Origin of the sequence: Legionella septentrionalis, assembly GCF_003989745.1 — a bacterium.
GTDB lineage: Bacteria > Pseudomonadota > Gammaproteobacteria > Legionellales > Legionellaceae > Legionella_A > Legionella_A septentrionalis.
This window is the reverse complement of the sequence record NZ_RZGS01000001.1, coordinates 21308-36950: the sequence shown is the minus strand read 5'-3', so window position 1 is coordinate 36950 and position 15643 is coordinate 21308. Positions and strand designations below refer to the sequence as shown.

The following is a 15643-nucleotide window of genomic DNA, read 5'->3' as shown; positions in this document are numbered from 1 at the left end:
CTTCGCATGCAACTGCCTGCGTAAATAGCAGGCGGTTGGCATCGCTTTACTTATTGAAAATAAAATGAATAAAAATTTATTTCGCCAAGCCGTTATCGATAATAAAAAACTGCAAATTTATGGCTCGGTATTTATTAATACGCCAGTGCAATACCGTAACATGGCCTTGGCTGCAATGCTTACTGTGATTTTAATCATTTTATTTTTCACATTTGCCGAATTTTCAGAAAAATTTGTCGTATCAGGTTATATCAATACCAGCAAAGCAGTTTCCAAAGTTTACGCCAAAACCAATGGCTTGATTATTAAGAGTTATGTATCGCAAGGGAAAGAAGTCAAAAAGGGAGACGCGCTTTTTTTAATTGATACTGCTTTGGATGGGTTAAGCGGGCATGATAAAGAAAAGTTATTAAAAGAATTGCAAAAGCAAAAAAGGTGGGTTGAAGAAGAAATTGTTTATAAGACGCAGCATTTACAAGCAGTAAAAAAATTGCTGCAAAAGCACTATGCATCGTTAAGTTCTTTCAATGAAAAACAGGAAGAATTGCTGCAATTAAAACATAAATTGAGCTTGCTTGAGATTGAAATTTTCAAATATCGGCAAAGCCAACTTTATTGCTTGCGAGCGCCTGTTGATGGGGTAATTGCCAGCATAATGTTCACTCCCGGGCAATACCTCGATGTGGCTAAACCTTTGCTGAAAATTATCCCAAAAAACTCGGCCTTGCGTGCAGAGTTATTTATTCCTGTCAAAAAAGCGGGTTTTTTACAGAAAAATACAGCCATTTTAATCCATTATGATGCTTATCCTTACACCCGGTTTGGTACCTACCGTGCCGTTATTGATGACATTAGCGCGAGCATACTCACAGACGCTGAGGAAGAAAAACCGATGCAGGTGGGCGAGCCTTATTATAAGGCTACGGCTAAGTTGCAACAACAAACGGTATTAATTTATGGGAAAGAAAAAGAAATCCAGCATGGCATGACATTAACTGCAGTAGTTATTGGGTCCAAGCGCAAGGTTTGGCAATGGATATTGGATCCTCTTTACAGTTATTACGGAGCACTGTTTGTATGACGAATAATCCAATGTTAGTTTTTAAGCAACGCTTGCGCTTACCTTTAATTCTCCAAGATGAAGCGGCTGAGTGCGGGCACGCTTGCGTTGCCATGGTAAGCAATTATTGGGGGCATGAACTGGATATGCATGCCATCCGCAAGCTTGATAAACCAACGCTGCATGGGGTGACGTTAGCAACGCTAAAAAATTTATTCGAAAAGCTTGGTTTTGCTGCACGGGCCTTAAAAGTGCCATTATCTGAATTGGCGCTGGTAAAATGCCCGGCTATCTTACATTGGAATTTAAATCATTTTGTGGTTCTTAAAAAAGTGAATCGCAATTCGATCACAATTTATGATCCGGCCATGGGGATCCGTCACTGTAATATGCAAGAAGCATCGGCTTCGTTTACGGGTATTTTGCTTGAAGTTGAAAAGAGTGATGGTTTTGAAAAGATCCGCAGCAAAAACAAGCTGGGGCTCCTGGACTTGGTCAAAAGCACGACAGGCATACAGAAATTCATTGTTTTTCTGTTGCTTCTCTCTTTGTCGATAGAGATTTTAGGCTTGTTAAATCCATTATTTATTCAATATGTAACGGACAGCGTATTAATATCTAATGAATTGAACAATTTATTGGTTATCGCATTGGCTTTTAGCATTTTGCTGTTGCTGCAAATCATCATTGAATACACTCGCGGCCACATGGTGATTTATTTAACCAACCACTTAACAGAACAATTTTCCAGTAATGTCTTGCAACATTTACTCCATTTACCGCTCAATTTTTTTGAACAGAGAAATAAAGGGGATATTTTATCCAAATTTCAATCGATTGACCAAATTCAGAAAAAAATCAGTACCGATTTCGTAAATACTGTACTGGATGGCTTCATGATTTTCATCAACGTCTTGGTCATGTTTATTTATAATCAGGTGCTTACGTTTTTTGTCCTAGGCGCTTTATCCGTATACGTCGCTATACGCTATGCCACTTACCAGTTTGTGAGAAAGCAAAGCGAAGCTTCCATACACTTGCATGCGAAAACGGCATCGATATTCCTTGAAACCTTACAAGGTATTTTACCCGTCAAATCCTTTTTAAAAGAACGGTTACGCCTGCATACCTGGCGTAATTCCTATATCCAATCGTTAAATGCAGATATAAAAGTTGCTCGCATGCAAGTGTTTTATCAGACGTTAAGCCAGTTTTTGTTTCACCTTGAGCACTTAGGCATCATTTGCCTGGGCGCTTATTTCGTGTTTGCCAATAAATTTTCCATTGGGATGTTGATGGCTTTTCTTTCCTATCGCTTGATGCTTATAAATAAAGCTTCCTCTTTTATTCAGAATGTATTTGATTACAAGTTGATTTCTATCCAGTTGAACCGTTTAGGCGATATTGTATTCCAGCAACCTGAGTGCATTGGCGAGGCTGGCGCTAAAAGGCAAATACGAGGTTCATTGTTGGCCAAACAGGTATCATTTAAATACAGCGCACATGCGCCTTATGTGCTGCAGGGGATAAATTTTGAGATAAAAGCAGGGGAGAAAGTAGCCATTATTGGGCCATCGGGTTGCGGAAAGTCTACTTTATTAAAAATTTTAATGGGTTTGTTTACCGAAATTGAAGGTGAAATTTTAGTAGATGGCATGGCTCTTGGGGATTTTGGTTTGAAAAATTATCGTGAGCTTACTGCATCCGTGATGCAAGAAGATACTTTGTTAACCGGTTCTATTCTGGAAAATATCTCTTTTTTTGAAGAATGCATAAACATGGATGCACTGCATCATGCAGCAAAAACCGCCTGTATTCATGAAGTAATTTGTCAATTGCCAATGGGATATGAAACGTTAATAGGTGAAATGGGTGCCGGTTTGTCAGGCGGACAAAAACAGCGCTTATTATTGGCTAGAGCCTTATATAAAAATCCGAAAATTTTATTTTTGGATGAGGCGACAAGTCATCTCGATGTAGAGAATGAAAAAAAGATCAACCAAGCTTTAAAAGAATTGGGCATCACGCAAATCATAGTCGCGCACCGCCAGGAAACAATCGATATGGCGGATAGGGTTATTGATCTTAATACATTTAAGAAGCTTAATTATTGAATGCCGAACCAACCGCCGCTATCGCCCCCTGCCCAACAAATTAAATTGCGGCAGGTTGGAATTTTTTTCTTGCAAAGTTGCTTAAAGAAAGTTTCATTGCTGATGTCTTTTCTTTCATAACCGTGAGGACGGCATAACCTGCCTACATAGGTACCCTTTACCCTGATTTGCCCAGTAGCATATATGCCTGGGGAGACTGGATATAAGCCTTTATGTCTCGTATAGCAAAGGATGTAGCAGCCGGGATTTCCCTTATAAGTATTATCGGTAGGCAAAAGTACCTGTTGCATCCCCGGATAGAATTGATTAGCTACCCCAGTTTGCGAAAAATATACTGGAAATGGCTCCGGTAAAAGCGTTGTATTAGCATCCATACTGCAAGCTAAAGAAGGCAGTAAAAAGCTAAGAAGAAAAGTAAACGAGATTTTCATATAATGCGGAAATTTATCATTCTATAATATATAGTCTAAATTTATCTGCTTACTTAGTCTATGAGGCGGTCACGTGACGCAGTTTTTATCCTGGCAGATCCTGGTCGATATAGGTTGGCTGCTTTTTTTGCTCCTGCTTTTTGCCTATTTTTGGCGGGCGCGGCGGGAAATAGTACAAACGCGCTCATGGTGGGTAACCAAAGGGCAGGTAACCCGCTGCGAATGGATGGCCCAGGGGCATCGTTTATGGCCCAAAATTGAGTATATTTATAAAGTGAATGACCGTGAATTCATCGGGGAGCATTTATTTTTTGATACCTTGCACAATAATCCGAATACTCGCTATGCAAGAAAAGTAGCTTATGAAGTTGCCCATGCTTATAAATCCAATGAGAGTATTGATGTATTTTATAATCCGGAGAAGCCCGAGCAATCGGCGATTAACATTACCATTCCGTGGAAATTAAATTTTATACTCCTATTGATAGGGGCTTTTACTCTAGCGCACGTAACATATCTTGTGCTCAAAGTAACGTCTTAATTGCTTGCAAATTTAAAGATGACAGGAGCGGTTGTGATGCCCGCTGCTATCTTCTTCTTCCAATACAATTTTTAGCACTTGCTCGATTGTATGTTCAGTCAACAGATGAGTTAACTGTTCTTCCAAAGTGGAAAGCGTTGGCCTTTTTACCGGGTTTTCCTGCTGGCATAGCACCGCAAGCTGTTTAATTTGGGGATGAATATAAAAGCCTAGCATCCGCTCCATCATGGTACCCAGCGAATAAATATCCATGGTGGGAGCAGCAAGCACGGAATGTATTTTCAAATGCCAGCATTCTGGTGGCAATTGCTTGTATTTAACCTTTTTATATTCAAGCTCAGATTGCGTATCGCATTTAAAAACCCCAGTCAAGGGCGCTTGGGAACAGTGGGATAAACCGCCATCAATGAGGTAACTTACCTTGCTCTCATCCTCGAAAAATATATTTTTTTCGTGTAAATCCATCACGATTATTTTTGCATCATGTGCTTTTTTAAGCGCTCTTACGGCAGACAAAAAAAATTCGGCTTGTTGCACTTTGGTTATAAAAGATTCTTTATAATGTCTATACAATTTGCCGGGAACTTCAGGTAAAACTAAGCGATAAGTATTTTCAAGTTTAACCAAATGGCATTGTTTTGGATGTAGGGCATTGAAAAAGCAGAATTTATTTTGTGCTTCAGAAAAATCTATTTTTTCTTTTTCCTTTTCGTTGGGGCTTAAGACTGCTTTCGTTTTGCCGGAAAAGGGCGAGATGAAACGCCTGGCATAAGCATACTTGCCTTGCCCGATAATTTTTTTTGCATTTTCCCAGCGATAGGTCGTGCCCCCCTCACTTTCATATTCAGAATCATCGCTGCTTTTTGAAGTAGTGTATTTCATCTTATTTATTATCAAGTGTTGGGGCGTCGCAAGTGTAAGTGAGCCCTACCATGACTGTATTGACGATGGGTTTGTACCTTGCGCTTAAGCTTTCTGCCGATAGAGGCTCCATATTTGCCCACTGCGCCGTATTATAATTAGTGTATTGGTAAGTCAACACCAATTCTGTTTTAGGATGGATGTGAATACCAGTCCCTGTCTTAAGCCCCCAACCGGTTAACCATTTGTTAAAATCCCCGGTAACCCCGACATTTCCGGCAGTACTTCCTGAATTCACCGCAAATTTGGCTTGCGAGATGCCTGGCCCTATGAAGAAGCGGATATTGTCTTGATAATGATACTGCGGCAGTAAAAATAATCCCCATCCCGTTTTAAGCTTTTCCTCAGCTCGGGCATCGGTGGTTAAAAACCAGTTATCAATAATAAACTTGGAATTTCCGGTAAACCAGTCAACGTTACCTTCCAAAGCCAAACTGTATTTGTCTTTTATGTGAACGTCATAACCTGCCAACAATTGTCCATGAAAATTATTGTAGGCGCTGCGAAAGCTTGCTGTGGTAGGAGTTGCGCCGCTCAATGGGTAAATGAGGTCTTTTTCAATTTTGACAAAATTGGCGCCTAAATTAACGCCGGCGTACCATCCGGCATGCAAGGCGCTTAAAGGTAGCAAACTCGATGCCGCGAATAAGATGAATTGTATTTTTTTATGCATGTTAAGTCCCTTATAGAATCGCGGGTATGGTTACAGAGTTTGATTGCTGCATAATACCAAAATGACTCGTAATGGATATTGTTACAGCACGTGGAGTATTAACGCCGCTTACGACAAAGCGGTTATGCATTGCATCAAAACTAGCACTTGCTCCAGGCAAGCCATTCACGGTATAGCTGATGCCTGATTGAACAGTTCCAAAATTGCTGAAATAAATGAATGCCACGGTTTTATTCAAAGGGTTACGCACTGCTTGTGTTAATACCGGGGCTGCAAGCAAAGGTTTTTGTCCGCTGCTGACGGAGAGTATTTTTCGGTAATCACTGGCAAACACTTCCACCGTATAATTGGTATTCGCCGCCAAATTACTCAGAGTACAAGTAAAGGTCAATAAATCGGTGCATCCAGGCACAGGTATGCCATTTAAGTAAACCGAATAAACAATAGGAGTAGAGCGCTTAGGCAGCCAGCGCGCCGGCAGCCAGCTGATGGTGGCAAAATTGCTACTTAGTAAATTTATGGTTAAGTTTGCGTTCCATTGTAGTGCGGGAGCAATACTTTGTGCTTGTTGCAGCGCATTGCCTGTATTCAGTATGCCGGCGCCGCAAGATTTAACGCCCACGCAGCTTTTTTCCGGATTGGAGCTTGGCGGGAAAGGGGATACGGTACTAGTGAGAAGCTTTCTTACTCGTTTAGGAGTCAGGGTCGGGTCTATGGAATATAACAATGCAACCACGCCGGCAACATGAGGAGAGGCAAAACTGGTTCCGGCAATACTGATATATTCATTAAGTCCTGTGGTGTAAATAAGGCCATCATTGGGGCCAGGCACGGTCGGGTCGCCTCCCGGTGCGGCCAATGCCACCAAATTACCAAAATTTGAGTAATAAGTACGCAGCCCATTGACATCCGTTGCCGCTGTTGCAATTACGCCACGGCAGTTGGCTGGGAAACTCGTCTCTGTATTGAGGTCTTCATTTCCTGCTGCGGCAGCTACAGTAATATTTTTAGCTAAAATTTGATCAATTAACTCTTGTAAAAGCGGTTCGCATTCATTGGGTATACCATAGCTGGCATTTAATGCTACTAATTGCACGGGCGGGGTTGGCAGGTCTGTAAAAGGTTCTCCAGCTACCCAGGCTAAAGCATTTATAATATCAGCAGCGACGGTAAGCAGGCATGGTGCAGTGAGGCCTGCCGCATTACATCTTGCCGTATCGTCAATTGGAGTGGTTTGATTGACAGGAAGAATTCTAAGGCTGGGTCCAACCCCGTAAACTCGCTCACCATACGCCAATCTTCCTGAGGCAGCTGCTACGCCTGCCACGGCAGTTCCATGGGAAAAGAGTTCGCCGGAACACTCAGGGCCACAGGTTTGTTCAGCACCGACACTGGTTTCCCCGCCATCAAAAAAATGTACGCCGACAACCAGGTTTGGGTTCAGCGAATTATTGTTTACTACACCGGAATCATTAACGGCAATCATGGCATTCGGGTTACCGGTGGTTATTCCCCAAGCTTCTTCGATATTCACTCCACCAGGCGGATTCATCAAGTTCCATTGCTTGGCTTCGATTTGCAGTATTTGCTGCTGAAAGGGAGACTTACCCGTTAAGCCAGTTGCTGCATGAGGAATGATGAAATTTGGAATAACACTTTCCACTTCGGGGTGTTTTTTTAAGTAATTGACGAGTTGCCGCACGCTTTCTCGCGTAAAACAGTTTTTTCGCAAAGTTTTTAATTGAACGGGAGGGTTGGCCATATCTTGTTTTTTATCGAGTTCGAAAAAAACAAGGTATAAGCCGCGGCTTAAAGTTTTAGCGTTAACAAATTTTATGCCAGGGAGTGAGATTTTTTGCAAAATTGTCTGTGGCAGTGGTTTTTTTGTTTTTAAATTAGAAGTGTAATGTTTGAATTTTATAATCAGGGAAGGCTCGCCTCCCAACAAGACGCACTGGGGTGTTTTGTACAAAGGCAGTGCGAATAGGGGTGCTGCAAAAAATAAAGGAAATAATAAAATCCCGTATAGTAGGGAAGACGCCTTCCTGTGCATTTTCCTCTCCCTGGAAAACAAACATATACAGTAAGTGATTCTAAGCATTGAGTAAATACTTTTATGCACACAAGAATTTTAAGTTGTTTTCCTAGGATGAAGGTGCATTTTCTGCGGTACCTACGGATTCATTGGCACATTTGCAGGGCGGTTCAATGACTTTAGACTGGAGGCTTACGATAGCCAAACCCCGAATACCTTGCCCTTTCGGAACGGCAGTAAATTCAATGCTTACTGCAAGCATTTGTTTTTGTACGTATTGAGGGTTTTTATAAACCACCAGCAAGGGCATTACCGCTCGCCAATGGTTATCGCGCAAGCTCGTAATCTCGGGCGGCATGGCGGCAACGGCACTCACCTCATAGGCATTTTTTTGCACGGTTTCAGGCAATTTGGATTCGGTAAATGCCTTGCTGTAATTTATCCAACCCTGGGATGTAAAATAACGGGCAATTTCTTTTTGACGCTGCAAAAAATTTTTATAATCATAAGTATAAGTGGAGACGATGGCTTCATTCACCCACACAGAAAGAGCGGGATTTACAATCGTTTCTGCCCAGGCATTTAAATAAAAAAAACATCCCAAAAAACCAAACAGCACTTTTTTTAGATAAGACATGAAGTATCTCCAGACCATAAGCCATTTTAATTACCGCCTCTCCATTTTACTCCCACAAAAGGCCCTTGCGGTGAAAAGCTCGTTTCATCTATTTGGTCTTCATTTACATGGCCAATTTGCAAGGCATTAAAATAAGTGATCCACAAATAGCCGAGTGTCAGTTCCAGCGTCCCATGGGTGAAGAGATGTGCATATTGCATACCCAGGCTGCCTTCCAATTCCGGGACCAAGCTGGTTTGTCGGCCTGTGGCGCTTCCCGTAACCTCTGCAACCGTGAGGGAGCGGGCAAATTTGTTGGTGCCTAGCAATAAGGATGAGCCTCCTTTCGCGTAAACAGCAAAAGCTGGTAATACGTCATAAGCTAAATCCAAACCAATGCGTGGCCCGGCGCCGCTAAATTTTAATGTATCCTTTTGCATAGTGGGCTCCCCAAGGGTGCTCACATTGTTTTGCGTGATTTTAATCTGGGTATATTGTATTCCGCCATGAAAGCGTATGTATTTCTTCACGTGCAATTGCAGCATTTGCCCGAACTCAAGGTTTACTGCATCCCAGCGGGGATGGAAATTTGCCGCGTCAATGCTGGGAGTAGTAGTGTCTCCGGTAAGATATTGCTTGCCGTAGGATTTATCATAATGATACCAACTGAGTTGCAAATCCCGGCCAGCTTCGAAATGGTAAGCTCCTTGTAAATTAAAAGCCCAGGCATGTCGGGGGCGCTCGGGGTTATAAAGTCGGTTGCCGCCGGCATCAACAAATGAACCGAAATAACTATAGGAATCTGAGTACAAAGGTTGTAAATATAAAGCTTGAATACCTAGATCCCATTTGTTTTCAACACAAGGAGTTGCGACGTTACCCGCGACACAGGCGCCCCCAGTAGTGCCTGCTGCAACCGTTGCGCTTATAGAAAAAAGAATAGCCATGCAGCTTATATTAAATCTCATTATGCATCCAAGTTGTAATTACTTATAAAAACAAAAGCTTAATCATATGCAAGGCAAATGGCGCAGGCAAGGAAAAGCATGCATTGTGCGCAATATTCTTGAAATAATTCCTTCCTGTTTTTTGGGGATTAATTGGCTGGACAAAATAAATTAACTTGCAGGCATTTATATTTTCAACTATTGCCGGGCAGAAAATGAACCAGGCAGGCCAGGTTATTTATAGTTGCAGCCCTATTTGATTTGTTCAGGGAAGACGTCTTAACTCTATTATGGGTTTTTTAACATGATTAAGGACGATAAATGAACGCCATTGACTTTTTAATTCAGGAACACCAGCACGCGCGAAAAATGTTTGCCGATATTATTGACCCCTCCCATCGCTTTGAAACCCAGTTAAAGTTATTTGATGAGCTTGCCCAGACTCTCATTCGTCATGAGAAGATGGAGCAGACAGTCTGGTATCCTCATTTTAAGGATGAATTACCAGACATGGTGAAGCATTTGCTTAAAGAAGAACGGCATGCCGAGCAATCTATAGAAAAGATAAATAAGCTTAAAACGGAAGAAGCCTGGAAAAAGCATTTTCAGCAGTTGAGGGAAGATGTTGATCACCATGCAACGGAAGAGGAAGAAGAACTTTTCCCACAAGTAAAAAAATTGCTCGATGAAGAAGTTCTCCTGGAAATTGGGAAGGAAATGAGGATATTTAAAAAAGAGCACGTAGGATAAAGTAGCTGCGACTGCAAATATGCTAAAGCTTGTCGCTGCTAACGAGAATGCAGCATCTTAAATTGAATAAGGATATTTTATGGCTGATTTAAAGGATTTGTACAAAAAAATAAATCTTGATGATGAAACCCTGCTGCAAGGAATTGGCGGGGAGACGCATAGGATAATGGATAAAGACACCGCATCTTTGACAACGCAGCAAGGGGTACCTGTTTTTGATGATCAAAATACGTTAAGGGTTGGCGGCAATGGCCCGGCTTTAATGGAAGATTTTATTTTCCGTGAAAAGATTTTTCACTTTGATCATGAGCGTATACCAGAGCGTGTCGTGCATGCGCGTGGATTTGGCGTGCATGGATTTTTTGAAAATTATGATACTTTATCTGATATCACTTCGGCACATCTTTTTCAAAAAGCCGGGGAGATAACGCCCGCTTTCGTCCGTTTTTCTACGGTAGCGGGAAATAAAGGCTCGGTCGATTTAGCCAGGGACGTTAGGGGTTTTGCAGTTAAACTATATACCCAAGAGGGTAATTGGGATCTTGTAGGAAACAATATCCCGGTATTTTTTATTCAAGATCCCATCAAATTCCCCGATGTCATCCATGCGGCAAAAGATGAGCCAGATCGCGGTTTCCCCCAGGCGCAAACAGCTCATGACAATTTTTGGGATTTTATTTCCTTGACCCCGGAAAGCATGCACATGGTCATGTGGATTATGTCTGACAGGGCAATCCCCCGCTCGTTTAGGTTCATGGAAGGTTTTGGCGTACATACCTTTCGCATGATTAATAAAAAGGGAAAATCCAGTTTTGTAAAATTCCATTGGAAACCTAAATTAGGCTTACAATCCGTTACTTGGGACGAGGCAGTCAAGATTAATGGCGCCGACCCAGACTATCATCGCCGCGATTTGTGGAATGCGATTAACAGTGGGAATTTCCCGGAGTGGGAGTTAGGCTTACAGATATTCGATGAGCAATTTTGTGAAAAATTTCCCTTTGATGTACTGGATTCAACAAAATTAATTCCGGAAGAAGAGATATCTATCCGCATTGTCGGACGTCTCGTATTAAATAAATGCGTGGACAATTTCTTTGCAGAGACAGAACAAGTCGCGTTTTGCACCCAAAACATAGTGCCGGGTATTGATTTTACAAATGATCCATTGCTGCAAGGAAGAAATTTTTCGTATCTCGATACCCAATTGAAGCGGTTGGGCAGCCCTAACTTCACGCACTTGCCTATCAATGCCCCTAAATGCCCGTTTGCAAATTTTCAACAAGACGGGCATATGGCTTTTTATAACCCTAAAGGCAGGATTAATTATAATCCCAATTCCCTGCATGAAGGACCGGCTGAAAACACCACGTCAGGTTTTAAAACCTACCCCCAATTCATTGAGGATAATAAATTGCGGATTAGGCCTGAAAAGTTTGCCGATCATTATAGCCAGGCGCGGCAATTTTACATTAGCCAAAATGACATAGAAAAAAATCACATCAAAAATGCTCTCGTTTTTGAATTGAGTAAAGTAGAAAATGAGAAAATCCGCATCCGCGTGGTCGCGCATTTGTTAAACATAGATAAAGAATTGGCTCTAGGTGTAAAAAATGGTTTGGGCTTAAAAGAACTCCCTAAACCTTGCCAGGCAGCTAAACCTACCTTGGAACTTCCAGCTTCGCCTAAATTAAGCATATTAGCCAATAATCCGCAAATTTTGGCAGGCCGCCATATAGGCATTTTGCTTGGGGAAAGTGCTGACGCCACATTGTTCAATGCATTAATCCAAAAAATACAAAAAGAAAAAGCGACTTACACCATCGTTTGCCCAACGATTAGCGGCGTTACTTTAAACGATGGGACTGTTGTTGCCGCGCACGAAAAAATAGGCGGGGCGCCGGCTGTTTTATTTGATGCAATTGTCTTATTAGTGGCAAAAGACGATCCCATATTAAACGAGATTAAGGTAAATGAATTTATTTTGGACGCTTATGCCAATTTTAAATTCATTGGCTTTAATGCAGATTTAGAACCTGTTCTTAGCAAAAACCCTCTGGTGAAATTAGACAAAGGGTTGATTCCTTTCAGCTCTGCATCTGCTGTTGCATCATTTATTAAAGAATGCCGCCAGTTGAGGTTTTGGGCAAGAGCTAATCATGTGAAGATTTAAGATGCTAGTGACAGGGCCTGCTTCCGTTTGGAAACGCTTGTTTATGTATGTATTGGCTCTGAATTCAAGGTCCGCGGCTAAATGCTGCAGACCTTGGGTTTAACAGTTACATCATGCAGTCTGGACCAAAAAATTTTTTTCTCGTGCAAACGCCCATGATTAAATTTTGCTTACAGTGAATTTTTTGTTATCTTTCATTCCCTGACAAAACGGAGCATGATTTTTAAACAACTTATGTTAGAATACATCGTTGGATTTACTCTTAAGGTATTGTAAAAATGCTTTGATGAACAAGGGCTTAAAGCCCGAAAGGCTGGCGTGAGGAGAGGCTTGTGATTAATAATCGTTTTTATTTTGCCAATCGTGAGAATGTCAGCCGCTACATCAACCGTTGGGATTTATTGCTGCTTATCCTGATTTTTTCTGTACTCTTCTTCCTGGCCTGGGCTGCCAACCAAATGGCAACCCCTTATGAAATCGGCAAACCACTTCCCATTTCACTGGATCCTGCCAAATTGCCTTTCTATGCATTGCGGACCGTGTTACGCATGTTTATTGCCTTGATTTTCTCACTCTTTTTTACGTTTGTGATCGGTACATTGGCCGCCAAAAGCCGCCGTGCGGAGCAACTTATCATCCCTGCTATTGATATTTTACAGTCGGTGCCGGTATTAAGTTTCCTGGCAATAACGATTACCGGTTTTATCCATCTTTTTCCCGGCAGTTTGCTGGGCCCGGAATGCGCTGCCATTTTTGTAATTTTCACCGCCCAAGTGTGGAATATGACGTTTGGTTTCTACCAATCGCTGAAAATGGTGCCACATGATTTGCGCGAAGCTTCCGACATGTTTCAATTGTCCTCCTGGCAGCGTTTTTGGAAAGTCGAAGTACCTTATTCCATGTCAGGCTTGTTATGGAATATGATGATTTCCATGTCAGCCAGCTGGTTTTTTGTGGTTTTATCGGAAGCCATTGTCGTGGCGCATCAGGATATCCGCTTGCCTGGCATAGGTTCATACATTGCCTTAGCCATTGAGCAGCGCGATTTACATGCAGTAGGTTACGCTATTTTAACCATGGTATTTGTTATCTTTCTTTACGACCAAATATTATTTCGCCCCCTGATTGCCTGGTCGGAAAAATTTAAAATGGAGCAATCCCCGGATGAGGATGAATACCAGTCCTGGTTGGTAGACTGGATGCGCAGCAGCCGTTTAATGAAGCGGTTTGGCCATGGCGGCCGTTTCTTGAAAGACTGGTTTGTAAATCCGCCATGGATTAAAAAAACCGGGCCGAAATTGGCTAAGGAGGTAGATTATACCCGGCAGCGCCACATGGATTGGATATGGAATGGCTTGGTGCTCATCGGGGTGCTTACTGGCGGTTATTTGTTATTGAAATTTATTTTGGCAGAACTTTTGGCCAGCGAAATTTTCCATGTGTTTTTTTTAGGGGCTATTACGGCAATACGGGTTATTGTCCTCATTATTTTAAGTTCGCTGGTTTGGATTCCGGTGGGCGTTTGGATAGGATTGCGACCACGGGTAGCGCAAAAAATACAACCTGTGATTCAATTCGTGGCAGCGTTTCCAGCCAACCTTTTTTATCCATTATTCGTCATTGCCATTGTGCGTTTCCATTTAAATGTAGAAATATGGATAACGCCGCTTATGATTTTAGGCACGCAGTGGTACATTTTATTCAACGTGATTGCGGGCGCGTCCATGATTCCACGGGACTTATGTTTGGCTGCAGATAATTTCGGTGTAACAGGCTGGCAATGGTGGCGGCGCCTGGCATTGCCGGGCATATTTCCTTTTTATATTACCGGGGCAATTACTGCCGCAGGCGGGGCCTGGAATGCCAGTATCGTTGCCGAACTGGTAAGCTGGGGAAATACAACGCTGAAAGCCACCGGGCTTGGCGAATACATCCAAGCCAGCACGCTTGCAGGGGATTTCCCTAAAATTGCCTTAGGTACCGCAATGATGTGTCTTTATGTATTATTCTTTAATCATATTCTTTGGCGCCCGCTTTACCGTTTGGCGCAGGAACGTTTTAATATTTATTGAGAAGCTTCATGCCCGAAACTATTATTGCAATTGAAAATCTGAGCAAGGCGTTTAAAAAAGCTGCCATCCAGGATTTATTGGTGCTTAAAGACATCAATTTTGAATTACATGAAGGTGAAATTGTGGCTTTGCTTGGGAAATCGGGCTCTGGTAAATCCACTTTGTTGCGCATTATCGCCGGCCTTATTTCCCCAACCAGCGGCAGGGTATCCTATCGCGGGTATCCTGTTGTCAAACCTGTGCCCGGTATTGCCATGGTATTTCAATCATTTGCCTTAATGCCTTGGCTGACGGTACTGGAAAATGTGGAATTGGGTTTGGAAGCGCAAGGGATCCCAAGGGAAGAACGGCGCCGCCGTGCCATTGAAGCCATTGATATTATTGGGCTTGATGGATTTGAATCCGCTTTCCCGAAAGAATTATCCGGCGGCATGCGGCAGCGGGTTGGTTTTGCGCGCGCTTTGGTAATTAATCCGGATGTTTTATTGATGGATGAACCGTTTTCCGCCCTGGACGTGTTGACTGCCGAAAATTTGAAATCGGATTTATTGGAATTGTGGCAAGAAAAAAAGACTAACACCAATGGTATTTTATTAGTTACCCATAATATTGAAGAAGCCATCATGCTGGCAGACCGTATTGTCATTTTAGGCAGTGATCCGGGCTATATACGTGCAGAACTCTCGGTTCCCTTGCCACACCCACGCGATGCCGAAACTCATGAATTCCGTACTTTGGTCGATCGCATTTATACCTTGATGACGACCGGGCCAAAAGGCAAAACAAGGCATGCCTTGCGCGAGCGTCACATCGGTTTGGGATATCGATTACCGGATGTGGAGCCTTCGGAATTGTCAGGATTGATTGAAACGATTAAGTCCTTTAAAGACCGCATTGACTTGCCTGAGTTATCCGATGAATTGATGATGAATGTGGATGATTTATTCCCAATCCTGGAAACGCTGGAAGTATTGGGTTTTGCCAGAATTTTGGAAGGGGATATCCAACTTACCGAATTGGGCAAAGAATTTTCGGAAGCCGATTTACAAGAACGCAAGCGCTTGTTCGCGCAAAGCTTGTTGGAAAAAGTGCCGCTGGCCCGTTACATTTGCAAAATTCTGGATGAAAAAAGTGGCCACCGTGTTTCTGAAGAACGGTTTTTAAGCAAACTTGAAGATTATTTAAGTGAGAAAGAAGCGGACAGAGTGTTGCGGACCATGATTGATTGGGGGCGTTACGCCGAACTTTTTGCTTATGATTTCAACACGGGAATTTTAAGTTTGGAAAATCCAGGATTTTATTCAGGTTGA

The 15643-nt window shown here is 42.4% G+C and carries 13 protein-coding genes; 7 read left to right on the top strand and 6 right to left on the bottom strand.

Going from position 1 to position 15643, the window contains the following annotated elements; all coding sequences use genetic code 11:
* Positions 1-64: 64 nt before the first annotated feature.
* Together ELY11_RS00175 and ELY11_RS00170 are read left to right on the top strand one after the other, a co-directional pair.
* The gene (locus tag ELY11_RS00175; protein WP_126953165.1) at positions 65-1081 is read left to right on the top strand and encodes an HlyD family secretion protein; all 1017 of its coding nucleotides are present in this window, start codon (positions 65-67) and stop codon (positions 1079-1081) included.
* Positions 1078-3174, top strand: coding sequence for a peptidase domain-containing ABC transporter (locus ELY11_RS00170; protein ID WP_158614952.1), 2097 nt, complete (start codon positions 1078-1080; stop codon positions 3172-3174). Before ELY11_RS00175 ends, ELY11_RS00170 begins: the two co-directional genes overlap by 4 nt.
* Here the strand turns inward: ELY11_RS00170 and ELY11_RS00165 are convergent.
* Positions 3168-3548: a hypothetical protein gene (locus ELY11_RS00165; RefSeq protein ID WP_233579531.1), complete on the bottom strand. Its 381-nt coding sequence runs from the start codon at positions 3546-3548 to the stop codon at positions 3168-3170. The genes ELY11_RS00170 and ELY11_RS00165 overlap by 7 nt on opposite strands.
* A gap of 130 nt (positions 3549-3678) precedes the next feature.
* Here ELY11_RS00165 and ELY11_RS00160 point away from each other — a divergent pair, with 130 nt between their 5' ends.
* Positions 3679-4146 carry a DUF3592 domain-containing protein gene (locus ELY11_RS00160; protein ID WP_126953162.1) on the top strand — a complete coding sequence of 156 codons (468 nt, stop codon included), beginning with the start codon at positions 3679-3681 and terminating at the stop codon, positions 4144-4146.
* Between the two features lie 12 nt (positions 4147-4158).
* Here the strand turns inward: ELY11_RS00160 and ELY11_RS00155 are convergent, their stop codons facing one another.
* The 5 genes from ELY11_RS00155 to ELY11_RS00135 form a co-directional block, all read right to left on the bottom strand.
* Positions 4159-5028 (bottom strand): protein kinase domain-containing protein, encoded by an 870-nt coding sequence (locus tag ELY11_RS00155; protein ID WP_126953161.1) that lies wholly within the window; start codon positions 5026-5028, stop codon positions 4159-4161.
* 1 nt (position 5029) lies between these two features.
* Positions 5030-5740 (bottom strand): outer membrane protein, encoded by a 711-nt coding sequence (locus ELY11_RS00150; RefSeq protein ID WP_126953160.1) that lies wholly within the window; start codon positions 5738-5740, stop codon positions 5030-5032.
* A 10-nt stretch (positions 5741-5750) separates the two neighbouring features.
* A complete protein-coding gene (locus tag ELY11_RS00145; protein WP_158615155.1) occupies positions 5751-7793 on the bottom strand; it encodes a S8 family serine peptidase in 2043 nt (680 codons plus the stop codon).
* A gap of 91 nt (positions 7794-7884) precedes the next feature.
* A complete protein-coding gene (locus ELY11_RS00140; RefSeq protein ID WP_127032285.1) occupies positions 7885-8412 on the bottom strand; it encodes a DotI/IcmL family type IV secretion protein in 528 nt (175 codons plus the stop codon).
* Between the two features lie 26 nt (positions 8413-8438).
* Complete coding sequence (locus ELY11_RS00135; RefSeq protein WP_127032284.1) at positions 8439-9359, bottom strand: Lpg1974 family pore-forming outer membrane protein; 921 nt, start codon at positions 9357-9359, stop codon at positions 8439-8441.
* Between the two features lie 300 nt (positions 9360-9659).
* Between ELY11_RS00135 and ELY11_RS00130 the strand changes: the two genes are divergently transcribed.
* The 4 genes from ELY11_RS00130 to ELY11_RS00115 all read left to right on the top strand — a co-directional run bounded on the left by ELY11_RS00130 (position 9660) and on the right by ELY11_RS00115 (position 15643).
* Positions 9660-10088, top strand: a complete 429-nt coding sequence (locus tag ELY11_RS00130) for a hemerythrin domain-containing protein (RefSeq protein ID WP_126953156.1) — start codon at positions 9660-9662, stop codon at positions 10086-10088.
* A gap of 79 nt (positions 10089-10167) precedes the next feature.
* Positions 10168-12261 carry a catalase gene (locus tag ELY11_RS00125; RefSeq protein WP_126953155.1) on the top strand — a complete coding sequence of 698 codons (2094 nt, stop codon included), beginning with the start codon at positions 10168-10170 and terminating at the stop codon, positions 12259-12261.
* A 332-nt stretch (positions 12262-12593) separates the two neighbouring features.
* A complete protein-coding gene (locus ELY11_RS00120; protein ID WP_126953154.1) occupies positions 12594-14333 on the top strand; it encodes an ABC transporter permease in 1740 nt (579 codons plus the stop codon).
* An 8-nt stretch (positions 14334-14341) separates the two neighbouring features.
* A complete protein-coding gene (locus ELY11_RS00115; protein WP_126953153.1) occupies positions 14342-15643 on the top strand; it encodes an ABC transporter ATP-binding protein in 1302 nt (433 codons plus the stop codon).